Here is a 24,013-nt window from a genome sequence, read left to right as displayed (position 1 = left end):
TGTCTCCAGCCCCATGGCGGGGCCATGGGTCAGTAGTTGAGAGCGAAGTCGGCCAGGCCCATCAGGACCAGGGCGTAAGCGAGCACGCAGGCCGACAGCAGCAGCAGCGCGGCCCACAGGCGCGCCAGCCAGCCGCGTCCAGCGCGGAACGTCTGCACCAGGTTCCAGGCCGTTGCGCCGATCCCGCCGATGATCGCGATCACCGTGGCGATGCCCAGCCCGATCACCGCCGGATCCAGACGATCATCCAGGCGGGCGAAATCGGCTGACGCCCAGGCCATCACGGCCATCGCGGCCGCAGGCACCAGCAGCAGGAGCCAGCAGGCGGCGCGGCTCAGGCGATAGGCCAGCAGGGTGCTGCGCGGCCAGCCCAGCACGCGGCCATGACGGCGGCGGACGAGGGCGGCGATGGGCCACGCCAGCGCGGCCAGTGCCAACACCGCCACAGCAGCGGTCAGCAACGGCTTGAGCCACAGCGCCGAGCGGTAGCCTTCCGCGGCCAGGAACACGTTGAACGGGGAGGAGGAATCCACCGCGAAGCCGACCGGCGTGCCGTCCTTGAGGATGGCGGCCAGGCGCAGTTCGCTGTTGCTCGCCTGCCACAGCCACGGGCCGATCGGCTTGAAGGTGGTCGGCTGCCCGTTGGGCTGCTTCAGGCGCGGCAAGCGCAGGCTGCCATCGTCGAGGGCTTCCAGGCGCGTCTGGGTGAGGATGCCGGTACGGCCGATGCCGGTCTCGGCGCGACGCGAATCGAGGTAGCTCGGTGCCGCCAGCTGGCGTGACTGCGCCTTGGCCAGCGCCGCGTCGACGGCCGCTGCCGGGGCCGGGGCGCCCGCCGGGAAGTAACGGTCAGCGAAGTTCTCCAGCAGTTCACGCCGGATCGGGCCGGTGATGCCATTGGCGCCGGCACTGTTGAGCGAGACGAACAGGCCGACATCGTGATCGCGGAACAGGAACAGCTGCGAGTGGAAGGAGTAGGTGTCGCCGGCGTGCGACACCACGCGCTGGCCGTTGACATCGATCTCGTAGAAGCCGAGCGCCATGGTGTTCAGTGGCGGCGCGAAGCGGGTCTGCGGGGTCAGCATCAGCTGGCTGGTCGCCGCCTTCAGGATGGCGGTGTCATGACCGCCGGCGGCACTGAGGTGCGCGATCATGAAGCGCGCCATGTCGCTGCCGGTGGCCGAGAGTGCGCCGGCCGGCGCGGAGGGGGTCACTTCGAACGCACGCGGCTTGCCCGAGCCGAGGGCATAGCCTTTGGTCACCAGGGCGCGCAGCGCCGGCGGCAACGGCTGGCGGAAGCTGGCGTGCTGCATCTGCAGCGGCACGAAGATGTGCTGCTCGACATACTCGGCGAAGGGCTGGCCCGACACGCGCTCGACGATGTAGCCGGCCAGGCTGGTGCCGTAGTTCGAGTACGCGGGCACCGTGCCCGGCGCGAAGATCTGCGCCGGCACCCGGCGCTTGAGATACGGGCCCAGTTCGATGCCGCCGGCCTCGGCCACGGCTTCGCTGGTCCACATGTACTTGATGTTGGCCTCGAAGCCGCCGGTATGCGTCATCAGCTGGCGCAGCGTGATCGGCAGGCCGCGTTCGGGCACCTTGAAATCCAGGTACTGATTGATGTCCGCGTCCAGATCCAGCTTGCCGGCTTCCACCAGCTGCATCACTGCGGTCCAGGTCATCAGCTTGGAGACCGAGGCCATCCGGAACAGCGTGCGGTCCGGATCCACCGGCGTCTGCGCGGCCACATCGGAAACGCCGTAGCCGCGGCGGACCAGGATCTGGCCGTCCTTGACCACGGTGACCACCGCACCGGCGATATCGCCCCGCGCGATGGCGTACGGCATGAAGCCATCCAGCCAGGTGGTCGCATCGTCGGCGGTGAGCCGGGCAACGGAATCCACGCCGGCAGGCGGTGTTGCCGCCTGGGGTGGGGCGGGTGGCCGCTGTGCGTCGGCCTGGAAAGACAGCAACAGCCCACAGCACAAGCCGACAAGCCCTGACAACGCACGCATGTGACGATCCCCTTCAAACCATCTCAATCAGACAACAATATTCCTGATCAGAGAAATGTCAAATGCGCGTGATCGTGATCGGATCGCGCCAACCGGGCTGAATGTGACGTTTGGATGCCCTGCGCAGGCCGTTCTTCGGCCATTGAGAACGTTTTCAGGGCGCAGAGAAGCGCTTAAGGCGGCGAACGCGACAAGAAAGCATCCTGATCAGGATGGCATTCATCTCTACGTAGTATCGTATCGGCAACTTCACCAGCAATAGCCCAAAGGTCCTGTCGATGAGCCCCAAAAGCCCGACGCTCGGAACCCTGCTGCGCGGTCTGCGCACCCGCCAGGGATGGACGCTCAAGGAAATGAGCGAGCACACCGAAATTCCGCTGTCCACGTTGTCCAAGATCGAGCATGACCGCTTGACCTTGACCTACGACAAGCTGCAGCACCTGTCCCAGCGCTTGAACCTGCGCATGTCCGAGCTGTTCTCCGAGCCGGAGAGCGACAGCGCGCCCAAGCCGGTCACCGCGCGGCGCAGCCTCGGCTCGCTCGACAAGGCACTGCGGGTGCAGACCGACAACTACGATTACTACTACCTGTGCACCGAACTGCGGCGCAAGCGGATGATCCCGATCCTCACCAAGGTGCGCGCCAAGACCACCGCCGAATTCGGTGAGCTGGTCCGCCACCCGGGCGAGGAATACGTGCATGTGATCGAAGGCCGCATCCAGGTCCACACCGAGTTCTACGATCCGGTGGTGCTGGAGACCGGGCAGGGCATCTACATCGACAGCCAGATGGGCCACGCCTACATCGTCGATACCGGCTGCGAGGAAGCGGTGCTGCTGGCCGTCTGTGCCAGCGCGGACGAGGATCTGATGGAATCGCTGATCACCCTGCATGAGCAGGAGGGTGGGGTCTGATTCTGCGCCCTGCGTGGCGCTGCGAGGACCCTGTGCCCGTAGCGCCGGATCGCAGTCGGCCGAAACGAACGCTTACCAGTTCGCCTCCAGCCGGCGGAACGGCTGGGTGAGCAGCACACCGCGTGCGTCGTAGTCGGTGACGTTGCGTCCATCCACCCGCACCGTGGTGGGGCGGGTGCGGCTCGGCCACCACACGCGCACCGCGGTGTCCTTGCGCAGTCCCTTGCCCAGCGTGACCTGCAGCGCTCCCTCGCGCTGCCGGGCCTGCAGCGCCAAGGTGCCATAGGCAGTCGGCAGGCGATCCACTGCCAGCCCATCACCGGCCAACCATGACGGCGGGGTGCCCGGCAGCAGTGACAGCGCGTCATCGTCTTCGCGCATCAGCATTCCGAACAGCGTGCGCCCGTACTCCGCACCGATCCAGGTATGCGGCATGTCGCCGAGGTAGCGCGGGAAGCGCAGCCGCGAGTGCACCACCTCGGCCAGCACCTGCCATTCCAGCGGGCGGCGGTCATGCAGCAACCCCTGCAGCAGTTCGTCGGCAGCCTCGGGCTGGTCCAGATGTACGTAGCTCAGCACGTTGCGGATTTCATACGGCGTGTAGGCGTACAACGCGCCCGGCTCGCCGCGCTTGCGCACATCCTGCAGATACCGCGCGAACGTGGTGCGCAGTGCGTCCGCCGGCAGCACATCCTGCGCGCCGGTCGGGTCGAGTGCGATCGACACACCGGTCGGGTCGCCATCGCCAAGGTCGGCCGAAGAGGGAATGAAGTCGATGCCCTTCCACGCCATCGTGGCGCGGATCGAAGCGGCCAGCGCATCGTGCAGGGCGGCGTACTGTCCGCGCGCCCATGCGGCGGTTTCGTGATCGCCGAGCGACTCGGCCAACCACGCGCCGTCATGCCAGCCCTTCAGGCCCCAGTAGTCGTCCCAGTAGCTGTGCGTGGGCGACGGGTAGCCCTCGTGGCTGATCGATGGCGCCAGGATGCCGGCGAAACGCTCGGGCGCGGGCTGGCTGGCCATGTAGCCGGGCACCAGCGTGCGCTCGCGCAGTTCCTGCAGGAAGCGCATCGCCGCTTTCACTTTGGGCAGGTACGCGCGCACCGAATCCGGTCCGCCATCCAGCCGCGCGACGTCGGCAACCAAGGCGATGTACTGCCCTTGGCTGTCGTATTCGATATCCGAGCCGAAGCCGGTGTTGACGCTGCCGTCGTCATTGAGGATCGGCGAGACCAGACCGTTGGCGTGCACGCCGTGCTCGCTGTACCAGGCCAGGTAATCGCGTGCGACCTGGGATTCCCCCATGCGCAGCAGCACCGCCGAGGTCGCCATGCCGTCGCGGATGAAGGAGCGGTTGTAGTTGCGCGGGCCGGGCTGCATCGCAGGGCCGGTCTGGTTGATCAGCATGTAGGCGGCCTGCGCGCGCAGCATGTCCACGAGGGAGGGATCGGGCAGACGCAGCCCGACCTGGCCCAGGCGTGCCTGCCAGTCGTCCGATGCACGTTTGGCCAGCGCGTCGTACGCCGCATCGGGTGCGCGCGGGACGCCGGCGAGATCCAGCGCCGGGGCGTCGGGCAGGGCGCCATCTGCGGCCGAGGCGGCGGTCCCGAGCGGGAAGGCGACCACCACGGAGCGGCTGGCACCGGGTGCGAGCTGCACGCGGTAGGCCAGCGCTGCGGAGGCCAGGCCGTCGGTATCGCGTGCCTGCGTGGCGGCGGGCAAGGTGCCGCTGGCGATCGCCGCGGTGATCTCGCTGCTGCCGTCCGGGCCGAATGGTGCCGCACCGGCAGCATCCACCGGGGTCAGCGACTGCAGCAGGGCGCGACCATTGATACGCACGCGTTGCCCTTCGATGGCGACCTCGCGGATCGGTGAGATGCCACCGTTCTGCCACGGCGGATTCATCTGCATCGGCCGCACCGCCAGGGTCAGGGTGCCGTCGACGGGCGCACTGCCGGTGTTGCGCAGGCGGTGACGCACGAAGGTGACCGGCTGGCCATCGAGCTCGACCGCAAACGCTTCGCTCTGCAGTTCAAGCCCGGATTGTGGCGACCAGGTGGCCGAGGGCATCGGCTTCCAGCCGTCGCGCAGTGCGTGCTGCACCGGTTGGTCGGCCGAGCCTGCGGCAACACCGTCGGCATTGCGCCAGATCGGCTGCACCAGCGGTGCGCCCTTGAAGGCCTCGATGTTGCCGTACTCGTCGAAGATCGATTTCTGCCGGCCGGCATGGATGCCGACCGCGGTCCAGTAGGTCTGCTGCAGGTGCAGCGAGGCCGGGAACAACGCGCGCTGCGCGCCACTGGCGGCGATCTGGTAACGCTTCATTGGCGTCATCACCGCCTTCGGCCCCAGCAGGCGCAGACGGTCGACCTGTGGCGCGTCGCCCTCCACCGTCAGCCGCAGCGCCGTGGCGGTCACGGCCGCAGTGCCGGCCAGCCAACTCTGCTGGCGTGCACCGGCCTGCGGATCGCGCGCAAGCTCCACCCAGCCACCCTGGGCATCACGTGCCTGCAGCCGTGCGGCGCCATGCGCGCCTGTCCAGTCCACGGCCAGGCCGGTGGTGGCCACGGCACGCGGCAAGGTGATCTCAAGCGTGTGCGTACCGTCCTTGCCACGTGGGATCGTGACCGCGCTGCCGCCTTGCCACAGCGCCGCGGCCTGGGCTGCATCCACACCGGCCACGCGCGCACTGGTGGTGCTGTCCAATGGCTCCAGTTCGAAGATCGACACGCCCCAGTCCGACGTGCGCTCCGGGCTCGCCAGGCGAAGGTAGCGGGCCTGGCGTGGCGCGAAGTAGAGCGTCTCGATACCGCCGAGTGAATCGCGCATGGTGTAAGCCGGCTGCCACTGCTGGCCGTCCAGCGAGGTCTGCAGGGTGTAACCCTCGGGATTGGAAACGTCCCAGGTGATCTGCGCGCCGCTGAGCGTGCTCGGCGTGCCCAGGTCCACCTGGAACCAGTGGCCGGGGCTGAAGGCGCCGCCGGTGACTGTCTTCGGGTCACCATCGATCAGGTGGCTGACCGCCATCGCCGGCACCTGCTGGGAGGAACTGCTGGCCTGCCACTGGCCGCGCGGCGGCAAGGTCCGGGCGGCAGCGCCGAGGCTCAGTAAGAGGGCGGAGAAGAGCACGGTGCCGGCCATGACGCGGCCCGGCCGGTGCACCACAATTGAACGGTCAGCATGCAGCCCCATCAATGCGCTCCTGTTCTGAAACGACCGCCGACGGCGGGGTGGAGGACACGCTAGCAGGGGATGTAACCGTTTACATGACGCGTCGCAATACTGAACAGGCGTGTCGTCCAGGCTGAAACGGCACGGGCACCCGCAGGTGCCCGTGATGGTGCGTCACACAGCCATGTCAGGCGCGCGGCGAGAGCAGGTCGGAAAGGCCGATCGTCCTGTACATCTCGGTGCGCATCCGGTCGGCTACACCATTGACCACTTCGGCACCGTCCTGCGACGGATCCACATGCACGCGGAACGGGCGCTTGCCATGCGGCAGGCCGACCACACGCACGATCTCGCGCGCGACCTGCTCGGGGTCGGCATCGGCCGGCTCCAGGCTGGCCAGGCCCTGCAGTGCCTGCTGGGCAACGCCGGCATACGGACCGTTCTCGTATTCGGCGGCGATGTCGGCATCCTCCGGCGTGCCCGAATGCGCGAAATGATTGGTGCCCTGGGTGAACGCGCCCGGCACCATGATCGTGGTCTCGATGCCCCAGCGCGCCAGTTCGGTTGAGTAGGCCACCGCCAACGCATCCATCGCGGCCTTCGCAGCGAAGTAGGGCGCGAGAAATGGCGGTGTGCCCCCGCGGGTGGAGGACGATCCGACCCACAGCAGCAGACCCCTGCCGCGCCCGCGCATGAAGGGCAGCGCAGCACGGTTGACCCGCTGCGTACCCAGCACGTTGACGTCGTACTGTTGCATCAGTTGCTCAGGCGTGAACGCCTCGGCCGGTCCAAACACCATGTGCCCGGCGTTGTGGATGATCACATCGAGCGTGCCCGCCTCGGCGAGTACCTGTGCAATGGCAGCGTTGCTGGAAGCCTCGGACTGCACGTCCAGTTCAACGGTGCGCAGGTCGGCGCGCTGCTGGGCGGCCCACGCGGCGATCTCGGCAACGCGTGCGGCATTGCGTCCGCCGATGTCGCGCATCGAGGCGTAGACGGTGTGACCGGCCTGGGCCAGGGCTTTGGCGCTCATCAGGCCGAAGCCGGAGGACGCGCCGGTGACAAGGATGGTGTGCGGCATGGGAATCTCCAGGTTGAAAAGGGGGCGGCGAGGGAGAAGGACAACTAGGGAGTGAGAGGGCGCGTGCTGTCGCGCAGGCGGCGGTAGAGCACGCGACCGGCATCCAGGTGGGGGGTGAAATCGAAGCCCTGGGCCAGCATCGCGTCCATGTCCTGCGCGGGAATCTGCATGACGTAGCTGTGGTCGTTGGCGACCAGTTCGAACGCCTCCGGGCCGAGCGACGCAGCGCTGAACCATTTGCCGGCATCGGCATGTCCGCTGCGCAGTACCTGGCCGCGGTAATGCAGTTCCCAGCCGCCATCCAGCAATACCCAGACGTCATCGCGGCCCTCGGCGGTAACGTTGCCGAGGATGGGGGCGCCGGCGCTCACCTCCCATTCCCGCGAATGGTCGATCACGTGGCGCAGCTGCGCGGTGGTCAACGCGGTGAAGAACGGGGTGTTGCGAAGCAGGTGCAGATAGGTGATGGACGGCTTCATGGCGGGGTGTGGCGAGGGCGTGCGCGCTTCGCACGACGCCGTCATGACGGTCGCGCAGAGCAGGGGCAGCAGCACGGCCAGGTGGCGGGGCGACATCCGGGCGACCTCAGGCCACGCCGCCGTTGGCGCGCAGGATCTGGCCATTGACCCAGCCGCCGTCCGGCCCGGCGAGGAAGGCAACCACGCCGGCGATATCGTCCGGCTGGCCGAGGCGTTCCAACGGCGGCATCCGCGCGAAGGTGTTGATCTGCTCTTCGGTCTTGCCGTCGAGGAACAGTGCGGTCGCGACCGGGCCCGGGGCCACCGCGTTGACGGTGATCGCGCGGCCGCGCAGCTCCTTGGCGAACACGTGGGTGAACGCTTCCACCGCGGCCTTGGTGCCGTTGTAGATCGCATAGCCCGGCAGATTCAGGGCCAGCGTGGTGCTGGACAGATTGATGATGCGGCCGCCGTCGTTGAGGCGCGTTGCCGCTTCGCGCAGGGTGTTGAACACGCCCTGGGTGTTGATCGCGAAGTTCTGCAGATACAGCGCGTCGCTGGTCTGCGCCAGCGGGGCGGTCTTGAGGATGCCGGCGTTGTTGACCAGCACATCGATGCGGCCCAGCTGCTGTTCAACCGTGGTGAACATCGCGCCGACCTGATCGGCCTGGGAGACATCGGCCTGGATCGCGATGGCGGACGCACCGCCGCGGGTCAACTCGGCGACGAGCGCATCGGCCTCGGCGGTGTTGAAGGCGTAGTTGAGGGCGACGGCGAAGCCATCGGCAGCCAGGCGCCGGGCGATGGCGGCGCCTATGCCGCGGGAGGCGCCGGTGATCAGGGCGACGCGGGAGGAGGTGGACATGGTGGGGCTTCCTTCAGTGGTGGGCACGGAAGGAAGGATGGATCATTCGGCGGCAGGGATAATCCTGCTAAAGTTGCGATCACAATTCCAATTGCTTTAACAATGGGTGGGTCATGGACCGCTTCCAGGAGATGCAGGTGTTCGTCCGGATCGCCGAACGCCAGAGCTTCACCCTGGCGGCCGAGGATCTGCAGATTCCGCGCGCCACGGTGACCAACCTGATCAAGCGGCTGGAGCAGCGCATCGGCGTGCGCCTGCTGGAACGGACCACTCGTCAGGTGCGCATGACCCATGACGGCGAGGCTTACTACCATCGCTGCGTGCGGTTGCTGACCGATCTGGAAGAAACCGAAAGCGCCTTCCGCGATGCCCCGCCCAAGGGGCTGCTGCGGGTCAATCTGCAGGGCACGCTGGCCCGGTACGTGGTGATGCCGGCCATGGGCGAATTCCTTGCACGCTATCCCGGCATCACCCTGCACGTGGGCGAGGACGACCGCTTGGTGGACTTGGTCCGCGAGGGCGTGGACTGCGTGCTGCGCGCGGGCGTTCTGCAGGATTCGTCGTTGATCGGCCGGCAGGTCGCGCTGCTGGAGCAGGTCACCGTGGCCAGCCCCGCGTATCTGGCGCGCGAGGGTGTGCCGACCCGCCTGGACGATCTCGCGCAGCACTACGCGGTTGATTACGGCCCCGGCGGCGCGCACTCGGCCGGCTTGGATTTCCTGCTTGATGGCGACGTGGTGGAGCGGCAGCTGCAGTCGCGCATCTCGGTGACGGGCGCTGACCTGTACACCGGCGCGGCGCTCTCGGGGCTGGGCTTGATCCAGGTGCCGCGCTATCGCATTGCGCAGGCGCTTGCCGAGGATCAGCTGCGCATCGTGCTCGCGGATCACCCGCCACCGCCGATGCCGGTGTCCGTGCTGTATCCGCAGAACCGGCAACTGTCCGCCCGCGTGCGGGTGTTCGCGCAATGGCTGGCCGCGTTGTTCGAACGCGCTGCGGGCACCGCAGCATCCCCCTGACAGCAGATCGTCATGCCACCGCCGCCGCGAACTATTCGCGCAGCCAGCATCGGTCGGAGGAGGCGACAACGCCCTGTCACGCGTTGTCGCTTTCGTGATGCACTGCGCTGGGCGGTACGGGACCGGTCTGCGATAGTCGAGATATATCCATTACGCGCGTTGGATTGATGCTCCATCCACAAGAGTTGTCCGCGGCGCAGATCAGCCAGGTGCTGGGTGAGGTGTTCGGCGTGCATGCCACGACGGTGCTGCAGCGCGCCGGTGGTGCGGATGCAGGCGCGACGGTGTACCAGGTGGCGGGCCCGGACGGCGCGGGCTGGTGGCTCAAGTGCCGCCGCTATGCCGTGGACCCGGTCGTGTGGGAGGTGCTGCACCACCTGCGCGACCGCGTCGGCCTGCGCGAAGTGATCGCACCGCTGCCCACGCGCGATGGGGCGGCGGCAGCGAGCTGGGCGGGTTTGCAGTGGACCCTGTTCCCGTATGTCGACGCGTTCTCCGGTTTCGAGGAAGCGCTCTCGCGTGCGCATTGGCAGCGGCTCGGGCGCGTCCTGCGCCAGGTCCACGACGTGCCGCTTCCGGCCGAGCTGTCCGATCGCCTGCGTTGCCCTGGCTTCGACGACGACACCGCCGTGGAGCGGGTGGGCGCGTGGCTGCAGCGGGCCGACGCACGGATACCGGTGCGCGATGCACTGGGTGAGGAGTACCTGGCGCTGTGGTGCCGCCACCGCCAGCGTATCGAGGCGATCTGGCAGCGCTGCCGCGAGCTGCGTGCGCGTATCGGTGAGGGACGCACTTCCCGCGTGCTGTGCCACGCTGATCTGCACGCGGGCAATGTGCTGGTCGGGCCGGAGGACGGTGTCTATCTGATCGACTGGGACGAGATGGTGCTGGCGCCGCGCGAACGCGATCTGATGTTCGTCGGCGCCGGCATCGGTGGTCGTTGGGGGCGCGAGCAGCCGCCGGGATTCGCGGAAGGCTACGGGCCGGTCACGGTGGATCCGCTGCGGGTTGCCTACCACCGCCACTGGCGGATCCTGCAGGACCTGCAGGAGTTCCATGATCTGCTGCTCGAGCCCGGCGCCACCGCGCGCCCACCTGCACAGCGACGCCAGGCGCTGCGCTACATGGCCGAGCAGTTCGCGCCCGGCAACGTGGCCGATTGTGCGACCCGTGCGTGGCAGGCCGCGCAGGGCTGAGGCTGCAGCCCAGCGAATGTCCGTACGCAGGCTGCCGCGGATCTGACCGCACCCGTCGCGTGCTGACCGAGCCGACCTTCTATCGCTCCCGCGCATCACCCCATGCGCGGGTCTATTCCCCCGGCTTGGCGGCCGCCGTGACTGCCTGCGACTTCGCCCGGCGTGCCAGTACCGCTTCGCGGTGGGCGATGTAGGCATTCGCGCCGAGGATGATGCCGGCGCCGATCACGGTCCAGCGGTCCAGCGTTTCGTTGAACAGCAGCCAGCCCAGCAGGCTCACCAGCGGCAGCTGCATGAAGCTGATCGGGGTCAGCGCGGAGACCTCGCCCAGGCGCAGCGCACGGGTCCACAGCAGCTGGCCCAGCGTACCGAGTACGCCGGTCGCGACCAGCCAGACCCACGCCAGGCCGGTCGGCCAGACCCACACGAACAGTGCCGGTACCAGCGACAGCGGCACCCAGAACACATAGGTGTAGAACACCACCGTATCGGCGCTGTCCACGCGGGTGAGCTGCTTGATCTGGATCGCCACCAGCGAGCTCAGTACCGCGGCGCCCACGGCCACCAGGGTGCCGGGGGTGAAGGTGGTCGAGCCCGGGCGCACGATGATCAGCACGCCGATGAAGCCGATGATCACCGCCGCCCAGCGGCGCATGCGCACGGTCTCCCCCAGCCACAGCACCGCGGCGATGGTGACGAACAGCGGCGTGGAGTAGGAGAGCGAGATCGCCTGGGAGATCGGCAGGTGCCCGATCGCCCAGAACGCGCACAGCATCGAGGCCAGCCCGATCGCACTGCGCAGGAAGTAGCGCGGCAGCTGCTGGGTCTTCAGCGGTGCGCTGCCCGGGCGGATCAGCATCGGCAGCAGCGCCAGCAGGCCGAAGGCGTTGCGGAAGAACGCCACTTCCTGGGTCGGCACGTAGCGGGTGGCGTAGCGGATCGCAATCGCCATCAGGCCAAAGGCCAAGGTACTGCCGAGCATCAGCAGGGCGGCCCGCAGCGGCGTGGCCACCGGTAACGCGGGGGCGGGGTTCACCACTGTGCGCCGATCAGCCTGGGCTCCGGTTCGATCGGCACGCCGAACTTCTCCACGACCGAGGCGGAGATCCGCCGCGCCAGTGCGAGCAGTTCTTCACCGGTGGCCTGGCCATGGTTGACCAGCACCAGTGCATGGCTCGGCGCCACGCCGGCATCGCCATCGCGGTAGCCCTTCCAGCCGCAGCTCTCGATCATCCAGGCGGCGGAAATCTTGCGGCGGCTGTCGTCGTCGGCCGGGAACACCGGCAGCTCGGGGAAGTGCTGCAGCAGCACCTCCACCTGTTCCAGCGGCAGGATCGGGTTCTTGAAGAAGCTGCCCGCATTGCCGAGCACGTCCGGATCGGGCAGCTTGCGGCGGCGGATGTTGATCACCGCGTTGGCCACATCGGCGGCCACCGGCAGTTCCACGCCCATCGCCTCCATTTCCTCGGCGATCCCGGCATAGCCCAGGCGCAGGCCATGCAGCAGCGGCAGACGCAGTTCGATCGCGGTGATCAGGTAACGGTCCGGGTCGTGCTTGAAGATGCTGTCGCGGTAAGCGAACTGGCAGCCTTCCGCATCAAGGCGCACCCAGTCGTTTTCGTGTCGGTCCCAGGCATCCACGGCCTGGATGAACTCGCCGACCTGCGCGCCATAGGCGCCGATGTTCTGGATCGGCGAGGCGCCGGCGGTGCCCGGGATCAAGGCCAGGTTCTCCAGCCCGGACAGCCCGTTCTGCAACGACCACATGACCAGCCCATGCCAGTTCACGCCGGCACCGGCGCGCACGATGGTGTGGTCGGCGCGGTGCTCCAGAATCTCGATGCCGCGGTTGGCGAACACCAGTACGGTGCCTTCCACGTTGTCGGCGATCAATACATTGCTGCCGCTGCCCAGCACCAGCAGCGGTTGTTCGGCGACGCGCGGGATGGCAAGTACCTCCGGCAGCACGGAAGGATCGAACACCTCCAGCAGCTGCGCAGCGGTGGCGTCGACGTGGAACGTGTTGAGCGCCTTCAGCGAGGCGTTTTCAGTGATGGCCCAGGCAGTCATGGCGTCGTTCACAGCGGTGCCACCGCGCCGCGGCTGGGCGCCTCTCTGCGGCGGCGGATCGCTTCCACGCACTCGTGCACCAGTTCCGGACCACGGAAGATCAGGCCGCTGTAGCATTGCACCAGCGCGGCGCCGGCCGCCATTTTGGCGACCGCATCCGCGCCGGATTGAATACCGCCGACGCCAATGAGCGGCATCGACTCGGGCAGGCGCGCACGCAGGCGGCGCAGCACCAGGGTGGACTGGCCCAGCAACGGCGCGCCGGACAAGCCGCCGGCTTCATTAGCACGCGGGTCACCGGCCACCGCACTGCGGTCGATGGTGGTGTTGGTGGCGATCACGCCGTCCACCTTGAGCTCACCGAGCACGCGCGCTGCGGCGTCAATATCGCGGTCGCTCAGGTCCGGGGCCACCTTGACCAGCATCGGCACGCGCTTGCCGTGCTTGGCGGCCAGGCTTTCCTGGCTCTCGCGCAGCTGCGAAATCAGCTGGCGCAGGGCGGTCTCTTCCTGCAGCTCGCGCAGGCCGGCCGTGTTCGGCGAGGAGATGTTGACGGTGATGTAGTCGGCCAGCGGATACACCTTTTGCAGGCAGTGCTGGTAATCGTCGAACGCCTGTTCGTTCGGGGTGTCCTTGTTCTTGCCGATGTTGATGCCGAGCAGGCCGGTGCGGCGCTTGGCGCGCTCGACATTGCGCACCAGCGCATCCACGCCCAGGTTGTTGAAGCCCATGCGGTTGATGATGGCCTGGTGCTCCGGCAGCCGGAACAGGCGCGGTTTCGGGTTGCCGGCCTGCGGGCGCGGGGTGATCGTGCCGATCTCCACGAAGCCGAAGCCCAGGGCCAGCAGCGCATCGATGTGCTCGCCGTTCTTGTCCAGGCCGGCAGCTAGGCCCACCGGATTCGGGAAACTCACTCCGAACGCGTTGGTCGGCAGCGGGTCGATGCGGCGGCCCATCAGCGGCGTGGTGCCGGTGCGATAGGCCAGGTCCAGCGCGCTCAGACCAAGGCCGTGGGCGCGTTCTGCATCAAGGGCGAACAGGAAGGGGCGGGCAAACGAGTACATGGCGTTCAATCAGTCCAGCGTGCCGACAAAGGCACGGGTTTGGTATTCAAAAGCGATCTGGCCGTCCACCGCATGGGCGTCGAACAGCTGTTGCAGCGCGGCCAGCATCGGCGCGTGGCGCGGGTGACCGGCCTGCGGTGCATACGAAGAGGAGAGCAGGCGGCCACGCAGGCCATCCAGGTCCATGCGCTGCACGTTCGGCAGCCGGGCCATGCCGCGCAGGCCCTCGCCGAACCACGCACGCATGGTGTCATCGTCCTGGTAGCGCTCGGCCACCTCGGTGTAGTCGGTGCCGAACTCGAGCAGCAATTGCTCATAGCCGATCAGGAACGGGGAGGCATCGAGCAGGCGCGAATTCCAGAACACCAGCGCCATGCCTTCGGGCTGCAGGATGCGCGCCCATTCGCGGCGCACTGCAGTGGTATCGAACCAGTGGAAGGCCTGCGCTGCGGCGACCAGACCCACGCTGTTGTCGGCCAGGCCGGTCGCTTCGGCGGTGCCGTCGGCCACCTTCAGGCGCAGATAATCCGGCGCCAGCAGCTGCTCGGCCGCCTCGCGCATCGCCGCATTCGGCTCCACCGCGATGACCGGGTGGCCGGCGGCCAGGAACAGCCGGGTGGAAATGCCGGTGCCGGCGCCGATATCGGCGACCAGGGTCTCGGTGGGAACACCGATGTCCTGGTGCAGCCAGTCCAGCAACGCCGGGGGATAGTCGGGACGGTAGCGGACGTAGTCGGCAACCCGACTGCTGAAGCGTTCGGTCGAATCCGAGCGGCTCATGTGCACCTCACGATTGGGTAGCGGCAAACCAGGCCAGTCCGCCGAAGAACAACAGCACCACCACCAGGGCAAGCAGGCTGCCGATCACGATGATCCAGCCCAGGATCAGGCCGGCCAAGGCCATGCCGTCGCCTTCCAGCTCCAGCGGGCGGCGCCGGATCTCCGCGCGGGCCAGGTGCCCGGTGATGATCGCCGCGATGCTGCCGATGAAGGGCAGGGCGGTCCAGCCGAGGATGCCCATGATCAGGCTGACCACGGCCATGGCACTGGTTTGTCGGGGCGGGAGGCTCATGCAGGTCCTGGTCGCGGTGGGGTGGTTCGATGATAGGGCCAGCGGCGGGTTTATCCCATCAGGACCTGGCCACCATCCACATTCAAGGTATGCCCGGTGATCCAGCCCGCCAGCGGCGAGCACAGGAACAGCGCGGCGTTGGCGATGGCCGCTGGCTCGCCGAAGCGGCCAAACGGGATCTTCGCCAGGGTGTTTCGATACAGCTCCGGGTCCTGCTCGCGCCGACGCGCCCACAGCCCATCCTCGAACTCGATCGAGCCGGGGGCGATGGCGTTCACGCGGATCCGCTGTGGCGCCAGGGCCAGGGCCTGCGAAGTGGTGTAGTGCATCAGCGCGGCCTTGGCCGCCGCATACGGCGCGCCACCCGGGCGCGGCTGCTGGGCAGCGATCGAGGCCAGGTTGAGAATGCAGGCATCACTGGACTGCTGCAGCCAGGGCAGGGCCAGCCGCGAGGCACGCACGGCCGCCATCAGGTCGACGTTCAAGCTGGCTTCCCAGCCCGCCTCATCGTCGGTCATGCCGTAGCCGGTCGCGTTGTTGACCAGCACGTCGACGCCGCCCAAGGCCTGAGCGGCATCGGCCAGCCAGCGGCCGATGTCGCCCAGCTGGGAGAGGTCGGCCGTGGCCGTATGCACGGCCAGGCCGAGCGCGCCGGCATCCGCACGCAGCGCGGCCAGACCGGCCTCACCGCGTGCGCAGACCGAGACGCGGGCGCCTGCCGAAGCAAACGCCAGCGCCATCGCGCGCCCGATGCCCCTGCTGCCACCGGCAATCAGCACCCGGCGCCCGGTGAACTCCAGGCGTGGGCCGGCGGGCAGGTGGGGCGCGGGGTCCATCACAGGTCGAACTTGATGCCCTGGGCCAGCGGCAGCGAATCGGAGTAGTTGATGGTGTTGGTCTGGCGGCGCATATAGACCTTCCAGGCATCCGAGCCGGACTCACGACCACCGCCGGTGTCTTTCTCGCCACCGAACGCACCGCCGATCTCCGCACCGGAGGTGCCGATGTTGACGTTGGCGATGCCGCAATCCGAACCAGCTGCCGACAGGAAGCGCTCGGCGGTCTTCAGGTTGGTGGTGAAGATCGAGGACGACAGGCCCTGCGGCACGCCGTTCTGCATGTCGATCGCTTCGTCCAGCGTGCTGTACTTCATCACGTACAGGATCGGGGCGAAGGTCTCGTGCTGGACGACCTCATCGCTGTTCTTGAGGCCGGTCACGATGGCCGGCAGCACGAAGTTGCCGGCGCGGTCGAGGCGGGTGCCACCGGTCTGCACGGTGCCGCCGCTGGCCTTGGCCTTCTCGATCGAGGCCAGGAACTGCTGCACGGCGCCGTCGCTGTTGAGCGGGCCCATCAGGTTGGCCGGGTCGGTCGGATCGCCGATCTTGCCTTCCACCTGCTTGTACGCCTTGATCAGCGTGGCCAGCACGTCGTCATGGATGGATTCGTGCACGATCAGGCGGCGCGTGGTGGTGCAGCGCTGGCCGGCGGTACCGACGGCGCCGAAGACGATGCCCGGGATCGCCAGCTTCAGATCGGCGGTTTCATCCAGGATGATGGCGTTGTTGCCACCCAGCTCCAGCAGGCAGCGGCCCAGGCGATGCGCAACCTTCTCGGCGACCTGACGGCCGACCTGGGTCGAACCGGTGAAGCTGATCAGCGGCACGCGCTTGTCGGCCACCATCTTCTGCGACAGCTCGGTGCCGGCATCGTTGATCAGGAAGAACAGGTCCGGGAACCCACCGTCACGCAGCGCTTCATTGCAGATGCGCATGGAGGCGATCGCGGTCAGCGGCGTCTTGTTGGACGGCTTCCACAGGCAGATGTCGCCGCAGATCGTGGCCAGGAACGAATTCCATGCCCACACCGCGACCGGGAAGTTGAACGCACTGATGATGCCGACCAGGCCGAGCGGCTGGTACTGCTCGTACATGCGGTGGCCCGGGCGCTCGGAATGCATCGTGTAGCCATAGAGCATGCGGCTCTGGCCCACGGCGAAATCGGCGATGTCGATCATCTCCTGCACTTCGCCATCGCCCTCGGGCTTGCTCTTGCCCATCTCCAGCGCGACCAGCGAGCCCAGGGCATCCTTGTTGGCGCGCAGGGCTTCGCCACACAGGCGCACGGCTTCGCCACGGCGCGGGGCCGGGGTGGTGCGCCAGACCTTGAAGGACTCCTGGGCGCGGGCCACGATGGTTTCGTAGTCGGCGTCGGTGGTCGCGTAGACCTCGGCGATGGCTTCGCCGGTGGTCGGGTTCACCGGGGTGATCACACCGGCATCGGTGGCCGAGGACCACTCGCCGTTGCCAAGGTAGGTGCCAGCGTTGGTCGCGTCGAGGCCGAGGGCCTTGAGCAGGTCAGAGGACATGCAAACTCCTGTTGCGTTGCGTTTGTAAGGCGCTGGCCGCTGGCAGGGTGGGGGGCGGCAAGCTGAACCACGAATGGTAACAGAGGGGCGCAATGCCTCATCTGGCGGTGCAGCGCAAGGATCGGCAGACGCCCATGGCGGCAGGAACCCGCGCGGCCGGCGATGGCGCCAAAGCATCCGATGCTGGTGACCCCGGCCCGATTCGAACGGGCGACCTTCCCCTTAGGAGGGGGACGCTCTATCCAGCTGAGCTACGGGGCCAAAACGGCCTGCAAGGATACAGGCAAACAGGCCCCCCTGCAGCCGGGCGTGCATCCACACGCGTGTTGCCCGCTCAGACGAGGCGGGCGTTGGGGGTTCTCATCCTCCGGTGGCCGCAAGCGGTCTGCGCCAGCGGAGGGTACGCCGGCTACGGTGCTTTTGGGCGCTCGTAATCCTGGGGTCTGGCAGTGTGTTCCGCCTCCGGCATGTCCTTGTCCTTCCAGCGGGCGTCATCGTTCCTCAGCGTGTCCGGCGTGTGGCTTTTCTGCTGGTCATCTTCTTTGGTAGCCGGTGCTCGCGGTGCAGTGGTCATGACATCTCCTCGTTGATCAGCGATCCAGCGTCTGTTTGCCGGCCGTACCGTGCTGGCCGAAGTCTGGCTGGGTAATGCCGTCGTCCTCGCGCACGCCGTCCGGCTCACCTTCACCGGCTTTGCCTCCCTTGCCGTGGCCGTGCTGGTTGTAGCCCTCGTTCTCGATCTTCAGGTGCTCCGCATCCGGATCTTTCGCGTCCTTGTCGTCCTCAGGCGGCTTGGCCGCCACGAACGGAGAGATCGGGTCACTGGCCGGGAAGGTCTCTTCCAGCGCTTCGTCGTGGTTCTCCGAGGTGCGCTTCTTGTCGACCGTGCCTTCGGCCGGTGGGCAGGTGTGCGTGGCGTGGGCGTCTTCGGTGGAGGCGGGCGGGGTCTTGTCGTGCTGCATGGCGTGTCTCCTGCGCGAACGGGTAGGGCGGTGATGCCTCGACGCTAGCCCTGGCGCTGTTACGAAGCGGCAGGGATCCCGTGAAGGGCGGGTGCTCCCACCGGCTTCACTTCGGACTTCCTATCGTCCAGACCTCGCCACACAGAGGCTGCCGCGATGCATGAGATGTTCGAGCTGGGAATGGAATGGTGGGAGTTCGTGGTCCGCGCGGTTGCGGTATATGTGGTGGTCCTGCTGCTGACCCGTATGAGCGGCAAGCGCTCGATGGGGCAGTCCACGCCGTTCGACATCCTGGTGATCGTGCTGCTGGGCACGGCGGTGCAGAACTCGCTGATCGGTGAGGACACTTCGCTGCCCGGCGGGCTCATCCTGGCCGCGACGCTGATCGGTCTGAACTGGTTCGTCGGCTTTCTGGGTGCGCGCAGCAAGCGCCTCAACGAGATCGTGGAGGGCGTGCCGGTGGTGCTGGCGCGGCACGGTACGATCTACTGGGAGCAGGTGAAGCGCTGCAATGTCAGCCCGGCGGATCTGGAAGTGGCGATGCGCGCCAACGGCTGCGAGGGCTTCGGGCAGGTGGAGCTGGCGGTGCTGGAAACCTCCGGCGAGATCACGGTGCACAAGCGCCGCGCCGAAGGCGATGACTGAGCGGGAGCGTTCGCCGGTCACTCTCGCCCTCGCTGGATGTTGACGGTGTACCGCGTAGCGTCGTGCGCAGTCCCACAACAGGAACACGCGCGATGCACATGCCACTGGACAGTGAAACGACGGCCCGATGCGATGAGGTGATCGCCCAGGTGCCGGACCCGACCCCGGAACCCGTGCCGCCCGCGCCGCCAGTGGAAGAACCGGGCCGTGGTGATCCGCCTGCGCAGGAGCCGCCGCAGGAGATCCCACCGGAGGGCGACCCGGCACCTGCATCGCCGCCGCAGGAACTGCCGCCGGATCCGGAGGCGCCTTCGGCGCCCTCGGTGGAGTAGGCGAACCACGCATGAGGCGCTGGCCGCGCCCGCAGAATGAATGATTCAGTCCTCATGCCCTGCGGAGCGCATGCGCTCCAGCCTCTGCAGTGCGACGCGTTCACCCGGATAGACACGCCGCACACGTTGCGGTCACGACGCTGCCACGCCGTACCACGTACCACAGAGGTACTTGGACACGGAGTTTGCTATGCGCGCACTGACTTACCACGGCAGCAAGGATGTACGGGTCGATACCGTGCCCGATCCCGCACTCGCTGCCCCGGACGACATCATCCTGCGCGTCACCGCCACGGCGATCTGCGGCTCGGACCTGCATCTGTACCGCGGCAAGATCCCGGATCTGCACACCGGTGACGTGCTCGGCCATGAGTTCATGGGCGTGGTGGAGGAGGTGGGCGCTGGCGTGATGGATCTGCGCCCGGGCGACCGCGTGGTGATTCCGTTCGTGATTGCGTGCGGCGAATGCTTCCACTGTCGCCTGGCCGAGTTTGCTGCCTGCGAGACCACCAATACCGGCAAGGGCGCCGCCGTGAACCAGAAGGGCATCCGCCCGCCGGCGGCGCTGTTCGGGTACAGCCATCTCTATGGCGGTGTATCGGGTGGGCAAGCGGAGTTCGTGCGTGTGCCGAAGGCCAATGTGGGGCCGTTGCGCATTCCCGATGCGCTCGCCGATGAGCAGGTGCTGTTCCTCTCCGACATCCTGCCGACCGGCTACCAGGCGGCGATCAACGCAGGGGTGAAGCCGGGCTCCACGGTGGCGATCTTCGGTGCCGGCCCGGTCGGGCTGATGAGTGCGGCATGTTGCCGCCTGCTGGGCGCGGAGACCATCTTCATGGTCGACCATCTGCCGTATCGCCTGGCCTTCGCGCAGCAGACCTACGGCGTGACCCCGATCGATTTCACCCAGGTGGAGGATCCGGCGGAATACATCATCACCCAGACCAACGGCCGCGGCGTGGATGCCACGATCGAAGCGGTCGGCTTCGAGGCGGAGGGCAGTGCGCTGGAATCGGCGCTGACCACGCTCAAAGTGGAAGGCAGCAGCGGCGTGGCGATCCGCCAGTGCATCGCCGCGACCCGTCGCGGCGGCACGGTGAGCATCCCGGGTGTGTATGCCGGTTTCATCCACGGCTTCCTGCTCGGCGATGCATTCGACAAGGGCCTCACCTTCAAGATGGGCCAGACCCATGTGCAGAAGCTGATGCCGGAGCTGCTCGACCATATCGGCGAAGGCCGGCTGGATCCGGGCGTGATCGTGACGCACCGGCTGTCGCTGGAAGACGCGGTGCGTGGCTATGAGATCTTCGACCGCAAAGAGGAGGATTGCCGCAAGGTGATCCTGACGCCCTGACATGAATGCCGTGGCTTCTCTTGTACCGCCGGCGGCACCGCAGCCGGTGACCGATGGCGATGACCTGCAGGCGCAGGCGCGTGCGTGGATCGAACACCAACCCTCGTTGTCGCGCCCCGGCAGTGGGGACACGTTGCTGCGCTGGCAGGCGTTGGCGCATATCGCCGCGCGCGATCTCTGCCTGGCCAAGGTGCTGGAAGCGCATTACGACGCGCAGGCGATCCTGGAAGAACTCGGCGCCTCGATGCCGGACCGCGATCGGCTGGGCGCCGTATGGGCGGCCGAAGGGCCGGCGGCGACCCTGCGCTTTGATCGGGCCACCGGCACGCTGTCCGGTGACAAGCCATGGTGCTCTGGTGCAGGCTGGGTTGACCATGCCCTGGTGACGGTGCGCGATGATGGGCGCTCGCGGCTGTTCCTGGTGCCGGTGCGCCGCGCCAGCGTGAGTTTCCTGCCACAGACGTGGCAGGCCACGGGCATGGGGCGGGTGCCGAGCGGGACAGCCCGTTTCGACCAGGTGCCGGCCGTCGAGGTTGGCGCGGCGGACGCCTATCTGCAGCGTCCGGGGTTCTGGCACGGCGGCGCAGGTATTGCCGCCTGCTGGTTTGGTGGCGCCAGTGCCTTGGCCGAGCCGCTGCTGCACAACGCGCGGGCCGATGAGCCGGGCACGGTGGCCGGCCTGCTGGGTGAGATCGACCTGGCGCTGTCGCCGTGCGCCTCACTGCTGCGCGAGCTGGCCGCGCTGATCGATGCGCAGCCCGAGCTGCCTCACCAGAAGGAAATCGTGCGGGCACGCAGCGCGGTGGAAAGGGCTGCCACCCTGACCCTGGATCGGGTGGGCAGGGCGTTGGGGCCTGGTCCGATGTGCATGGACCCGGCGCACGCCCGGCGCTGGGCCGACCTGACGGTGTTCATCCGGCAGAGCCATGCCGACCGCGACTGGCAGCATCTTGGCAACCTGATGCACCGCGAGGGCCGCACGTGGACGCTGTGAATCGTCAGATCGAAGGCGGCGGCGTGACCGAAGCGCAGTGGGCGGCATCGCCGTGGTTGCAGGCGCTGCCCCTGGCGTCCCTTGCGGCGCTGTTCGGCGATGCGCGGCGGCTGGTGGTGGTGTCGCCGCATCCGGACGATGAAGTGTTGGCATGCGGCGGCCTGATGGCGCTTGCGCACCACGCCGGCTTGGCCATCACGGTAATCTCGGTGACGGACGGCGAAGCCTGCTATCCCGATCAACCTGCGTGGTTGCCCGAGCGGCTGCGCGTGGCCCGTGCCGCTGAGCTGGACGACGCGCTGCGCTGCCTGGGCTTGGCGAGTGCAGCGCGGATCGCCTGGCACATCGGCGATGGCGCGGTGACGGCCAGCGAGGCATGGATCGGCGAGCAGCTGGCGGCCCTGCTGCAGCCGGATGATCTGGTGTTGGCACCGTGGCGCTTGGATGGGCATCCGGACCATGAAGCGGTCGCGCGTGCCTGCGTGCAGGCCTGCACCGCGCGCGGCGCCGCGTTGAAGGAATACCCAGTGTGGGGCTGGCATTGGCTGGACCCGCAGGCGGCACCGACGGCCTGGGAGCCTGCCACGCGCTATGCGCTGGAGGACGACCTGCTGGGCTGCAAGCGCGATGCCATCCAGCAATTCGTGACCCAGACCGGCGCGGTGGCCGGGCTCGAGTGCGAGCCCATCCTGCCTGCCGCTGTGCTGCAGCGGTTTGAACGGAACTACGAGGTATTGATTGGATGAGCGATGTCGCCTACTTCAACGCGCTGTACGAGAACGAGGATCCCTTCCAGTACCGCACCCGCTGGTACGAACAGCGCAAGCGCGCGCTCACCCTTGCAAGCCTGCCGCGCGAGCGCTTTGGCCGTGGCTGGGAGCTGGGCTGCTCCAACGGGGTGCTGACCGCGGCCTTGGCCGAGCGCTGCGATCACCTGCTCGCCACCGATCTGAGCGAAGGCGCTGTCGTCGCGGCGCAGGCGATGACCCGGCGCCACGCGCACGTTTCCATCGAGCAGGCGCGTCATCCTCAGGACTGGCCAGCAGGCACGTTCGATCTGATCGTGCTCGGTGAAATGGGCTACTACCTCTCACAAGACGACATGCGTCAGGTGGCGGCGCAGGTGGTTCAATCGCTCACGCCGCAGGGCGTGGTGATTGCCTGCCATTGGCGCGTGCCGTTCGAGCAGGCGCGTTGCAGCGCCGCGTTCGTGCACGCGCAGTTTGATGACAGCCTGCCCCGCCTGTTCTCGTATCGTGACGAGGACATGCTGCTGGAAGGCTGGTCGGCCGAGACCACCTCGGTGGCCGAACACGAGGGCCTGCGATGATTGCCGTGACCGTTCCCGCGCACAACGAGGAACAATTGATCGCGGCCTGCCTGCAGTCGCTGCAGGTGGCCGCGTTGCATCCCGCGCTGCGTGGCGAGCCGGTGGTGATCGTGGTCGCCCTTGATCGCTGCAGTGACGCGACCGAGTGGATCTGCCAGCGCATGGGGGTGGAGGTGGTGACTGTGGAGGCGGGCTGTGTTGGCGTCGCGCGCGCGGCGGCGAGTGAGCGCGCGTTGGCACTGGGGGCTCGCTGGATCGGCTGCACCGACGCGGACAGCGCGGTGCCGCCGGACTGGCTGGCGCGCCAGCTGCAATGCGGTGCGAATGCCTTCTGTGGCGTGGTGGCGGTGGGCGATTGGCTGGACTACCCGCAGGCCGTGCGCGAGCAGTTCCTGCAGCGCGAGCATGCGGTGGATGGGCACCCGCACGTACACGGCGCGAACATGGGCTTCAGCGCGTTGGCCTATCGGCAATCCGGCGGCTTCGCGCCGCTGGCAACCGGTGAGGACGTTGCGCTGATCCAGGCCATGTACGGCGCTGGCATGCAGGTGGCGCGGCTGGCCAGCCCCCGGGTGATCACCAGCGCACGCCGGTACGCGCGTGCACCGCACGGTTTCAGTGACTTCCTGCGCCGCCTGGAACAGCGCGTTGGTTTGGCGGCCGATGAGGTGGTGAGCGACGTGCCGCCGCTGTCACTGCTGGCGCGCTGATGGCCCCCATCGATCTGCTCGGCTGGGCGGCGACCGCCGTGCTGATCGCCACGCTGTGGCGGCAGATCTGGAAGCAGTGGACCGCCGAGGATGCGCAGGCGGTATCGACGTGGTTGTTCGTTGGCCAGATCACTGCCTCGGTATTGTTCATTGCGTACAGCGCGGCGACCGGATCGATCGTTTTCGTGGTGACCAATTCGCTGATTCTGCTCACGGCGATCGCCGGGCAATGGCTGTCCTGGATCAAGCGCAGACGGGCGGGGAAGTAACACGTATTTCGCGCCTCGACGACGCGCCGTGCACATCTGCCGCGCAGTGCGTTGAGCTCGCTGAACACTCGCATTTCAGTGTCACGCCGACTTCATGGCCAATGCGGAAAAGTCGACTCACCCC

At 67.6% G+C, this 24,013-nt stretch carries 25 protein-coding genes and 1 tRNA gene; 11 read left to right on the top strand and 15 right to left on the bottom strand.

All coding sequences use genetic code 11. The features are described from left to right. Window positions 1-29: 29 nt before the first annotated feature. Window positions 30-1,904, bottom strand: a complete 1,875-nt coding sequence (locus AC06E9_RS08780) for a serine hydrolase domain-containing protein (RefSeq protein WP_282258941.1) — start codon at window positions 1,902-1,904, stop codon at window positions 30-32. Between the two features lie 389 nt (window positions 1,905-2,293). Between AC06E9_RS08780 and AC06E9_RS08775 the strand changes: the two genes are divergently transcribed. After that, a complete protein-coding gene (locus AC06E9_RS08775; RefSeq protein WP_121036616.1) occupies window positions 2,294-2,929 on the top strand; it encodes a helix-turn-helix domain-containing protein in 636 nt (211 codons plus the stop codon). Window positions 2,930-3,001: 72 nt separating this feature from the next. Here AC06E9_RS08775 and AC06E9_RS08770 read toward each other — a convergent pair whose 3' ends face one another. From AC06E9_RS08770 to AC06E9_RS08755, 4 genes are all read right to left on the bottom strand, one after another. Continuing rightward, window positions 3,002-6,121, bottom strand: coding sequence for a galactose-binding domain-containing protein (locus AC06E9_RS08770; protein WP_478055901.1), 3,120 nt, complete (start codon window positions 6,119-6,121; stop codon window positions 3,002-3,004). Between the two features lie 166 nt (window positions 6,122-6,287). After that, on the bottom strand, window positions 6,288-7,181 hold the full coding sequence (locus tag AC06E9_RS08765; RefSeq protein WP_121036618.1) for an SDR family oxidoreductase: 894 nt from the start codon (window positions 7,179-7,181) through the stop codon (window positions 6,288-6,290). A gap of 44 nt (window positions 7,182-7,225) precedes the next feature. Next, window positions 7,226-7,756, bottom strand: a complete 531-nt coding sequence (locus AC06E9_RS08760) for a hypothetical protein (protein WP_220668885.1) — start codon at window positions 7,754-7,756, stop codon at window positions 7,226-7,228. Between the two features lie 10 nt (window positions 7,757-7,766). Further along, window positions 7,767-8,504: an SDR family oxidoreductase gene (locus AC06E9_RS08755; protein ID WP_478049744.1), complete on the bottom strand. Its 738-nt coding sequence runs from the start codon at window positions 8,502-8,504 to the stop codon at window positions 7,767-7,769. Window positions 8,505-8,617: 113 nt separating this feature from the next. Between AC06E9_RS08755 and AC06E9_RS08750 the strand changes: the two genes are divergently transcribed. Then, window positions 8,618-9,523, top strand: a complete 906-nt coding sequence (locus AC06E9_RS08750; protein ID WP_121036620.1) for a LysR family transcriptional regulator — start codon at window positions 8,618-8,620, stop codon at window positions 9,521-9,523. A 167-nt stretch (window positions 9,524-9,690) separates the two neighbouring features. Further along, window positions 9,691-10,719 (top strand): phosphotransferase enzyme family protein, encoded by a 1,029-nt coding sequence (locus AC06E9_RS08745; RefSeq protein ID WP_478049743.1) that lies wholly within the window; start codon window positions 9,691-9,693, stop codon window positions 10,717-10,719. Between the two features lie 112 nt (window positions 10,720-10,831). Here AC06E9_RS08745 and AC06E9_RS08740 read toward each other — a convergent pair whose 3' ends face one another. The 10 genes from AC06E9_RS08740 to AC06E9_RS08695 all read right to left on the bottom strand — a co-directional run bounded on the left by AC06E9_RS08740 (window position 10,832) and on the right by AC06E9_RS08695 (window position 18,255). After that, entirely contained in the window at window positions 10,832-11,719 is an 888-nt protein-coding gene (locus AC06E9_RS08740; protein WP_282258972.1) for a DMT family transporter, read from the bottom strand. A 32-nt stretch (window positions 11,720-11,751) separates the two neighbouring features. Next, on the bottom strand, window positions 11,752-12,801 hold the full coding sequence (gene murB / locus AC06E9_RS08735) for a UDP-N-acetylmuramate dehydrogenase (RefSeq protein ID WP_478049742.1): 1,050 nt from the start codon (window positions 12,799-12,801) through the stop codon (window positions 11,752-11,754). Then, a complete protein-coding gene (locus tag AC06E9_RS08730; protein WP_121036622.1) occupies window positions 12,798-13,853 on the bottom strand; it encodes a quinone-dependent dihydroorotate dehydrogenase in 1,056 nt (351 codons plus the stop codon). The genes murB and AC06E9_RS08730 overlap by 4 nt, the downstream gene beginning before the upstream one ends. 9 nt (window positions 13,854-13,862) lie before the next feature. Next, complete coding sequence (locus tag AC06E9_RS08725; RefSeq protein WP_478055900.1) at window positions 13,863-14,633, bottom strand: class I SAM-dependent methyltransferase; 771 nt, start codon at window positions 14,631-14,633, stop codon at window positions 13,863-13,865. Window positions 14,634-14,640: 7 nt separating this feature from the next. Beyond that, window positions 14,641-14,925, bottom strand: a complete 285-nt coding sequence (locus tag AC06E9_RS08720) for a DUF4190 domain-containing protein (RefSeq protein ID WP_121036624.1) — start codon at window positions 14,923-14,925, stop codon at window positions 14,641-14,643. Between the two features lie 50 nt (window positions 14,926-14,975). Beyond that, the gene (locus tag AC06E9_RS08715) at window positions 14,976-15,761 is read right to left on the bottom strand and encodes an SDR family NAD(P)-dependent oxidoreductase (protein ID WP_121036625.1); all 786 of its coding nucleotides are present in this window, start codon (window positions 15,759-15,761) and stop codon (window positions 14,976-14,978) included. Next, window positions 15,761-17,293, bottom strand: a complete 1,533-nt coding sequence (amaB, locus tag AC06E9_RS08710) for an L-piperidine-6-carboxylate dehydrogenase (protein ID WP_121036626.1) — start codon at window positions 17,291-17,293, stop codon at window positions 15,761-15,763. Before amaB ends, AC06E9_RS08715 begins: the two co-directional genes overlap by 1 nt. A gap of 184 nt (window positions 17,294-17,477) precedes the next feature. Beyond that, window positions 17,478-17,554, bottom strand: a tRNA-Arg gene (locus AC06E9_RS08705). Window positions 17,555-17,702: 148 nt separating this feature from the next. Continuing rightward, a complete protein-coding gene (locus AC06E9_RS08700) occupies window positions 17,703-17,867 on the bottom strand; it encodes a hypothetical protein (RefSeq protein WP_183073613.1) in 165 nt (54 codons plus the stop codon). Between the two features lie 16 nt (window positions 17,868-17,883). Beyond that, a complete protein-coding gene (locus AC06E9_RS08695; RefSeq protein ID WP_121036627.1) occupies window positions 17,884-18,255 on the bottom strand; it encodes a hypothetical protein in 372 nt (123 codons plus the stop codon). A gap of 156 nt (window positions 18,256-18,411) precedes the next feature. Here AC06E9_RS08695 and AC06E9_RS08690 point away from each other — a divergent pair, with 156 nt between their 5' ends. The 8 genes from AC06E9_RS08690 to AC06E9_RS08655 all read left to right on the top strand — a co-directional run bounded on the left by AC06E9_RS08690 (window position 18,412) and on the right by AC06E9_RS08655 (window position 23,889). Beyond that, window positions 18,412-18,900 carry a DUF421 domain-containing protein gene (locus tag AC06E9_RS08690; RefSeq protein WP_121036628.1) on the top strand — a complete coding sequence of 163 codons (489 nt, stop codon included), beginning with the start codon at window positions 18,412-18,414 and terminating at the stop codon, window positions 18,898-18,900. Window positions 18,901-18,992: 92 nt separating this feature from the next. Further along, on the top strand, window positions 18,993-19,232 hold the full coding sequence (locus AC06E9_RS08685; RefSeq protein WP_121036629.1) for a hypothetical protein: 240 nt from the start codon (window positions 18,993-18,995) through the stop codon (window positions 19,230-19,232). A gap of 190 nt (window positions 19,233-19,422) precedes the next feature. Further along, a complete protein-coding gene (locus tag AC06E9_RS08680) occupies window positions 19,423-20,586 on the top strand; it encodes a zinc-dependent alcohol dehydrogenase (RefSeq protein ID WP_019183026.1) in 1,164 nt (387 codons plus the stop codon). Between the two features lies 1 nt (window position 20,587). After that, a complete protein-coding gene (locus AC06E9_RS08675) occupies window positions 20,588-21,580 on the top strand; it encodes an acyl-CoA dehydrogenase (protein WP_478055899.1) in 993 nt (330 codons plus the stop codon). After that, window positions 21,568-22,326, top strand: coding sequence for a PIG-L deacetylase family protein (locus AC06E9_RS08670; protein ID WP_478055898.1), 759 nt, complete (start codon window positions 21,568-21,570; stop codon window positions 22,324-22,326). Before AC06E9_RS08675 ends, AC06E9_RS08670 begins: the two co-directional genes overlap by 13 nt. Further along, window positions 22,323-22,910 (top strand): class I SAM-dependent DNA methyltransferase, encoded by a 588-nt coding sequence (locus tag AC06E9_RS08665; protein WP_152150636.1) that lies wholly within the window; start codon window positions 22,323-22,325, stop codon window positions 22,908-22,910. Before AC06E9_RS08670 ends, AC06E9_RS08665 begins: the two co-directional genes overlap by 4 nt. Further along, window positions 22,907-23,620: a glycosyltransferase family 2 protein gene (locus AC06E9_RS08660; protein WP_121036633.1), complete on the top strand. Its 714-nt coding sequence runs from the start codon at window positions 22,907-22,909 to the stop codon at window positions 23,618-23,620. The genes AC06E9_RS08665 and AC06E9_RS08660 overlap by 4 nt, the downstream gene beginning before the upstream one ends. After that, entirely contained in the window at window positions 23,620-23,889 is a 270-nt protein-coding gene (locus AC06E9_RS08655) for a PQ-loop domain-containing transporter (RefSeq protein ID WP_121036634.1), read from the top strand. The genes AC06E9_RS08660 and AC06E9_RS08655 overlap by 1 nt, the downstream gene beginning before the upstream one ends. The last annotated feature ends 124 nt before the right edge of the window (window positions 23,890-24,013 follow it).

The organism is Stenotrophomonas sp. Steno-Z10-BAI (assembly GCF_056393115.1).
The sequence above is the reverse complement of the archived record's forward strand: the minus strand, read 5'-3'. Positions and strand labels throughout refer to the sequence as shown.